Annotated in this window: 8 protein-coding genes; 6 read left to right on the top strand and 2 right to left on the bottom strand. The window is 70.3% G+C overall.

Going from position 1 to position 6,106, the window contains the following annotated elements; genetic code table 11:
- Positions 1-170 precede the first annotated feature (170 nt).
- The gene (locus VJS38_RS13395; RefSeq protein ID WP_324088647.1) at positions 171-473 is read left to right on the top strand and encodes an Hpt domain-containing protein; all 303 of its coding nucleotides are present in this window, start codon (positions 171-173) and stop codon (positions 471-473) included.
- Here the strand turns inward: VJS38_RS13395 and VJS38_RS13390 are convergent.
- Together VJS38_RS13390 and gcvA are read right to left on the bottom strand one after the other, a co-directional pair.
- Positions 470-799, bottom strand: coding sequence for a chorismate mutase (locus VJS38_RS13390; RefSeq protein WP_324088646.1), 330 nt, complete (start codon positions 797-799; stop codon positions 470-472). The genes VJS38_RS13395 and VJS38_RS13390 overlap by 4 nt on opposite strands.
- A gap of 20 nt (positions 800-819) precedes the next feature.
- A complete protein-coding gene (gene gcvA / locus VJS38_RS13385; protein WP_324088645.1) occupies positions 820-1,776 on the bottom strand; it encodes a transcriptional regulator GcvA in 957 nt (318 codons plus the stop codon).
- Positions 1,777-1,951: 175 nt separating this feature from the next.
- Here gcvA and cobA point away from each other — a divergent pair, with 175 nt between their 5' ends.
- Genes cobA through VJS38_RS13360 form a run of 5 tightly spaced genes read left to right on the top strand, consistent with a single transcriptional unit; the run spans position 1,952 to position 6,082 of the window.
- Complete coding sequence (gene cobA, locus VJS38_RS13380; protein WP_324088644.1) at positions 1,952-2,839, top strand: uroporphyrinogen-III C-methyltransferase; 888 nt, start codon at positions 1,952-1,954, stop codon at positions 2,837-2,839.
- Positions 2,836-3,195 carry a DUF2849 domain-containing protein gene (locus VJS38_RS13375; RefSeq protein ID WP_324088643.1) on the top strand — a complete coding sequence of 120 codons (360 nt, stop codon included), beginning with the start codon at positions 2,836-2,838 and terminating at the stop codon, positions 3,193-3,195. The genes cobA and VJS38_RS13375 overlap by 4 nt, the downstream gene beginning before the upstream one ends.
- A gap of 4 nt (positions 3,196-3,199) precedes the next feature.
- On the top strand, positions 3,200-4,852 hold the full coding sequence (locus VJS38_RS13370; RefSeq protein ID WP_324088642.1) for a nitrite/sulfite reductase: 1,653 nt from the start codon (positions 3,200-3,202) through the stop codon (positions 4,850-4,852).
- The gene (locus tag VJS38_RS13365; protein WP_324088641.1) at positions 4,836-5,336 is read left to right on the top strand and encodes a DUF934 domain-containing protein; all 501 of its coding nucleotides are present in this window, start codon (positions 4,836-4,838) and stop codon (positions 5,334-5,336) included. The genes VJS38_RS13370 and VJS38_RS13365 overlap by 17 nt, the downstream gene beginning before the upstream one ends.
- A 2-nt stretch (positions 5,337-5,338) precedes the next feature.
- A complete protein-coding gene (locus tag VJS38_RS13360) occupies positions 5,339-6,082 on the top strand; it encodes a phosphoadenylyl-sulfate reductase (protein ID WP_324088649.1) in 744 nt (247 codons plus the stop codon).
- Positions 6,083-6,106: the final 24 nt, after the last annotated feature.

Raw genomic sequence — 6,106 nt, 5'->3', positions numbered from 1 at the left:
GACCCGCTGATTAAGAGTCAGCTGCTCTACCAACTGAGCTATACACCCGTCCCGGCTCCGGATCCTCGTTGAGAGGCCCGGCGGCGAGGGCGCGGAAAATACGCGAAAACGCGGCCTTGGCAAGCGCCCTTGCGAGACAAGTTTGAGAGGCGGAAAAAAGCGTGCGTTCAGTGGACTTTAGCTATCTGGAAGGCTTCCTGGGCGGGGATGTTTCGATCGTTCTCGAGGTGATTTCGCTGTTCGCCCAGCAGGCGCCGGCCTGGGACGAGAAGCTCGAGGCGGGCGATCCGGAGTGGCGCGCGGTGGTGCACACCATCAAGGGCGCCGCGCGCGGCATCGGCGCGAACGCGCTGGGCGACGTCTGCCAAACGGCCGAGTTCGGCGCGCCCGAAGACTTGCCGCCGGTGCGCGCAGCGCTCGCCGCCGCGGTGGCCGAGATCGCGGCCTATCAGGCGCAGAAGGCGGCCGGTTAGCCGTTCGCGAGGCGCAGCTCGTCCCAGCGGTCGAACTCGTAGGCGATGCAGCGGTCGATCAGCAGGCGCCAGACCGGCTCGGCGATGGCCTCGGAGAGGCCGGCGCGCCGCGCCTCGGCCTTCACCTTGGCGACCACGTCCTCGATCCGCGCCTCGTCGAACACGGCCTCGCGCTCGCCCTTGATCCTGGCCGCGGCGTCCATGTAGCGCTGGCGTTCGGCGAGCAGGGCGACCAGCGCCCGGTCCAGCGCGTCCACGCCCTGGCGCACCTCGGCCATGGTGGTGCAGTCGGTCGGCGCGCGGCGCTGGTCGGGGATCACGCTCATCGTCTGCTCGGTGCGTCTCGTCAGATTCCAGCGCCGTTGTCGATGGCCAGCAGCGCCGCCTCGTGCGCCGCGGCCTCGGCCTCGATCCAGCTGATGAAGGCCTTCACCTGCGGCAACCGGCCCTTGGCCTTGGGGTGGACGAGGTAATAGGCGAAGTCCACGGCCGTGGCGATCTGCAAAGGCGCGACCAGCCTGCCGGCGTCGAGGTCGGCCTGGGCCAGCGTCCGCTTGGCCAGCGCCACCCCGCGGCCGTTGGCCGCAGCCTCGATGACCAGGCTCGACTGGTTGAAGCGCGGACCGCGCATGCCGTCGACGCCGCGCAGGCCCCGGGCGGCCAGCCACATCGACCAGTCCGGGCAGCTGTCGTCGAGGTCCGGCGAGCCGTCGTGCAGCAGGACGTGGTTCTTGAGGTCGTCCGGGCTGTCGAGCGGCTGCTCCCTGAGCAGCTCCGGGCTGATCACCGGGATCACCGTCTCGCTCATCAGCCGGCGCATCTCCAGGCCGGGATAGCGGCCCGAGCCGTAGCGGATCGCCACGTCGACCTCGCCGGCGGTGAGGTCGACGAGCTCGATGCCGGCGGAGAGCCAGACGTCCACCTGCGGGTGGGCCTGCTCGAAGGCGCCGAGCCTCGGCACCAGCCACTTGGCGGCGAAGGAGGGCGGGGCGGTCAGGGTCAGCCTGCGGCCGTCGACCGCGGCGGTGAGCAGGCTCGCGGCTTCAGCCAGCCGATCGAAAGCCTCGCGCAGGGCGGGCAGGGCGGTCTGGGCCGCGTCGGTCAGGAGCAGGCCCTTGGGCGTACGCTTGAAGAGCGCCGCGCCCACATAGTCCTCCAGGTTCTGAATCTGCTGGCTCACCGCGCCGGGCGTCACCGACAGCTCGTCGGCCGCGCGGCTGAAGTTCAGGTGCCGCGCCGCGGCCTCGAACGCGCGCAGGGCGTTGAGCGGCGGCAGCCGGCGGCGCTCGTGCGGTCGTTCCATAAGATTTGCTGACACCCCGGGCAGAACTCCTTGGGTTGCGAAGTGGACCCCGAAAGCCCTATTTGCAAGCCTCCGCCGGTGTACCGGCCCTTTTCAGCGGCGGTGCAGCGGCGGGACGGGCGCAAGTCCGTCCCGTCCTGATTCAGATTGTGCGGTTTTAGAGAAGCTTAATCCGATGTCCCAGCGCGATCTCCAGCGGGATGCCCAGAGAGGCCGGGGGTCGAAGACCCGCAGCGGCCTGGTCGCGCTCGGCGGCGCGGCCGCGCGCGGGGCGGCGGGCCGGACCGGCCAGATCTGGCTGGTCGGCGCCGGTCCCGGCGATCCGGAGCTCTTGACGATCAAGGCGCTGAAGGCGCTGCAGGCGGCCGAGGTGGTGGTCCACGACGGCCTGGTCTCCGACGAGATCCTCGACCTCGCGCCCGCGGCGGCGCGGCGGATCTCGGTGGCCAAGCGCAAGTCGCGCCACTCCTACAGTCAGGACGAAATCAATCGCATGCTGACGGCCTTCGCGCTCGAAGGCCTGAACGTGGTGCGCCTGAAGGGCGGCGATCCGTTCATGTTCGGCCGCGGCGGCGAAGAGCTGGAGGCCGCGCGGGCGGCGGGTGTTCCCTGCCATGTCATCCCGGGCGTCACCGCGGCGCTCGCAGCCGGCGCGGCGGCCGGCGCGCCACTGACCCACCGCGGGTCGGCCCAGGCCGTGACCTTCGTCACGGGCCACGCGCAGAAGGGCGCCGAGCCGGACCTCGATTGGGCCTCGCTGGCCCGGGCCAACCAGACCGTGGTGGTCTACATGGGCCTCTCCATGGCCGCGCCGATCGCCGCGCGACTGCTGGCGGCCGGCCGCGACGGGGCGACCCCGGCGCTGATCGTCGAGAACGCCTCGCGCGCCGACGAGCGGCGGGTGCTGACGACGCTGTCCGGCCTCGCCGAGGCGGCCGCGGCCTTGAGCGGGCCGGCGCTGCTCATCGTCGGCGAGGCGATGGCCCTGGCGCATGCTGACCAGGCGATGGCCCGCGCCGGCGAGGCTGCAACCGAAACTGTTCTCAAGGAGGCTCGGGCATGAGGGCGCTGACGGCGAGCCGGCTCGCGGACGGCGAGGCGGTGTTCTGGAAGAATGGCCGCTGGGCGGAGCGTTTCGCCGAGGCTCAGCTGTTCGAGGGCGACGACGAGGCCGAAGCCGCGGAAGCGGCGGCCAAGTCCGAGCAGACGGTGGTGGTCGACCCCTATCTGATCGATGTGATCTCGGTCGGCGAGACCTGGGCGCCGCTCAGCTATCGCGAACGGATCCGCTGTCTGGGACCGACCAACCATCCCCAGCACGGCAAGCAGGCGGATGGCGGGGCCGACATCGAGGCCCTGGTTCACGCCGAGGGCGCGTCCCGCTCGACCGGCCGCGTCAACCTGATCAAGCGAAAGTAATCGCATGTACCGCTACGACGCCATCGACAAGGAACTCGTCGCCGACCGCGCGGCGGAGTTCCGCGAACAGGTGAACCGCCGGCTGGCCGGCGAAATCACCGAGGACCAGTTCAAGCCGATCCGGCTGATGAACGGCCTCTATCTGCAGCTGCACGCCTACATGCTGCGGATCGCCATCCCCTACGGCACGCTGAATTCCGCCAAGCTGCGCAAGCTGGCCCACGTCGCCCGCACCTACGACAAGGGCTACGGCCACTTCACCACGCGCACCAATCTGCAGCTGCACTGGATCAAGCTGAAGGACGCGCCGGAGATCCTCGACCACCTGGCCGAGGTGGGGATGCACGCCATGCAGACCTCCGGCAACTGCATCCGCAACATCACCGCCGACCCCTACGCCGGCGCGACCGCCGACGAGCTGGACGACCCGCGCGTCTGGTCCGAGGCGATCCGCCAATGGTCGACGCTGCACCCCGAATTCAGCTTCCTGCCGCGCAAGTTCAAGATCGCGGTCACCGCCGCGGCCAAGGATCGCACGGCGACGAAGATCTACGACATCGGGCTGCACCTTCGGCGCGGCCGCGGCGGCGAGCTGGGCTTCGAGGTGCTGGTCGGCGGCGGGCTGGGCCGCACGCCGCACCTCGGCTCGACGATCCGCGAATTCCTGCCGACCCGGCATCTCCTGTCGTACCTGGAGGCGATCATCCGGGTCTACAATCGCCACGGCCGGCGCGACAACATCTTCAAGGCGCGGATCAAGATCCTGGTCTCCTCGCTCGGCGCGGAGGAGTTCGCGCGCCAGGTCGAGGAGGAGTGGGCCAAGACCGATCACGCGCGGGTGGACCTGCCCGACACCGAGCTGGCGCGCATCCGCGGCGGCTTCGCGGCGGCCTTCGAGGCCCTGCCGGGCCGCTCCGAGGCCTTCGAGGCGGCCAAGGCGGACGCGGCCTTCGCCCGCTTCGCCCGCCGCAACGTGCACCCGCACAAGCATGCGGGCTACGCCCTGGTCGACGTGTCGCTGAAGGTCCCCGGCCAGACGCCGGGCGACATGACCGCCGAGCAGATGGAGCTGGTCGCGGGCCTGGCCGAACGCTACTCGCAGGACGAGGTGCGCGTGACCTACCAGCAGAACCTGTTGCTGCCGCACGTGAAGCTGGACGACGCGCCGGAAGTCTGGCGCGCGCTCGACGCCGCGGGCCTCGCGACGCCGAACATCGACCTGATCACCGACATCATCGCCTGCCCGGGGCTGGACTACTGCGCCCTGGCCAACGCCCGCGCGATCCCGATCGCCCAGCACATCGCCGAGCGCTTCGCCGAGCCGGAGCGCGCCGAGCAGGTCGGCGAGCTGAACATCAAGATCTCGGGCTGCATCAACGCCTGCGGCCACCACCACGTAGGCCACATCGGCATCCTGGGCGTCGATAAGAAGGGCGAGGAGTTCTACCAGGTCACCCTGGGCGGCTCGCCCGAGGACGACGCAGCCCTCGGGCAGATGCTCGGCCCGGCGCTGCCGGCCGCCAAGGTGGCCGAGGCCGTCGAGCAGATGGTCGAGGTCTATCTGAAGGAGCGCAAGGAGGGCGAGCGCTTCCTCGACACCTTCCGCCGCACGGGTGTCGCGCCCTTCAAGGAGGCCGTCTATGCCGACGCTCATTAAGCTGCAGGGCGGGCGCATGGTGCTCGCCAACGACGCCTTCACCCAGGTCGCCGACGACCAGGACCTGCCGCCCGGGGACGTGATCATCTCGCTGAGCCGCTTCCAGGCGGACGGCGAGCGGCTGCTTGGCGAGGGGCGCGCGGTCGGCGTGCGGCTCGAGGCCGGCGAGGAGGCCGAGGCCCTGGCCTATGACCTGCCGCGGCTGTCGGTGGTGACGCTGGCCTTCCCGAAGTACCGGGACGGGCGCCAGTACTCCAATGCGCGTCTGCTGCGCGAGCGCTTCGGCTTCAAGGGCGAGGTGCGGGCGGTCGGCGACGTGCTGCGCGAGCAGGCGGGCTTCATGGTCCGCTGCGGCGTCGACGCCTTCGAGCCGGCGGACGGCTCCAATCCCGAGCAGTGGGAGCACGTGATCCGTCGCTTCCGCCACGTCTATCAGCGCGCGGCGGACGGGCGCATCCCGGCCTTCGCGGAACGCGAGGCATGAACATGGCCTATGACGCCATCGACCGCACGCCCAACCTGGCGGCGCGGCTGGACGCGGAGCTGCGCCATGCGCACCCGCGCACCATCATCGAGGCCGCCCTGGAGACCTTCGGCGACCGGCTGGCGCTGGTCTCCTCCTTCGGGGCGGAATCGGCGGTCCTGCTGGACATCGCCGCCAAGGTGAGCCCGGACATCCCGGTGCTCTTCCTGGACACCGGGATGCTGTTCGGCCAGACGCTCGACTACCGCAAGACCCTGGCCGCGCGGCTTGGCTTGACCGACGTAAGGGACCTTCGGCCCCACTATCAGGACCTGGCGACCACGGACCCGGAGGCCAAGCTCTGGCAGACCGACACCGACGCCTGCTGCAATCTGCGCAAGGTCGTGCCGCTGGATCTGGGGCTGCAGGACTTCGACGCCTGGATCACCGGGCGCAAGCGGTTCCACGGCGGCTCGCGCCTGTCGCTGCCGGTGGTCGAGCAGGCCGAAGGGAAGGTGAAGTTCAACCCGCTGGCCAACTGGACGAAGGCCGACCTCGACGCCTACATGGAAGAGAACAACCTGCCGGCTCATCCGTTGGTGGCGGCGGGCTTCCCGTCGATCGGCTGCTGGCCGTGCACCCGTCCTGTCGAGGACGCCGCGGAAGACGTCCGCGCCGGCCGCTGGGCGGGCTCGCAGAAGACCGAATGCGGCATCCACGTGGCGCGGGCGCCGGGCGCCGTCGCCAACCCGGGCGGCGATATCTGAGCCGTCGTCAGAGAGCTGGGATAG

Source organism: Phenylobacterium sp. (genome assembly GCF_035276905.1).
GTDB lineage: Bacteria > Pseudomonadota > Alphaproteobacteria > Caulobacterales > Caulobacteraceae > Phenylobacterium.
This window is presented reverse-complemented; position numbering and strand designations above follow the sequence as displayed.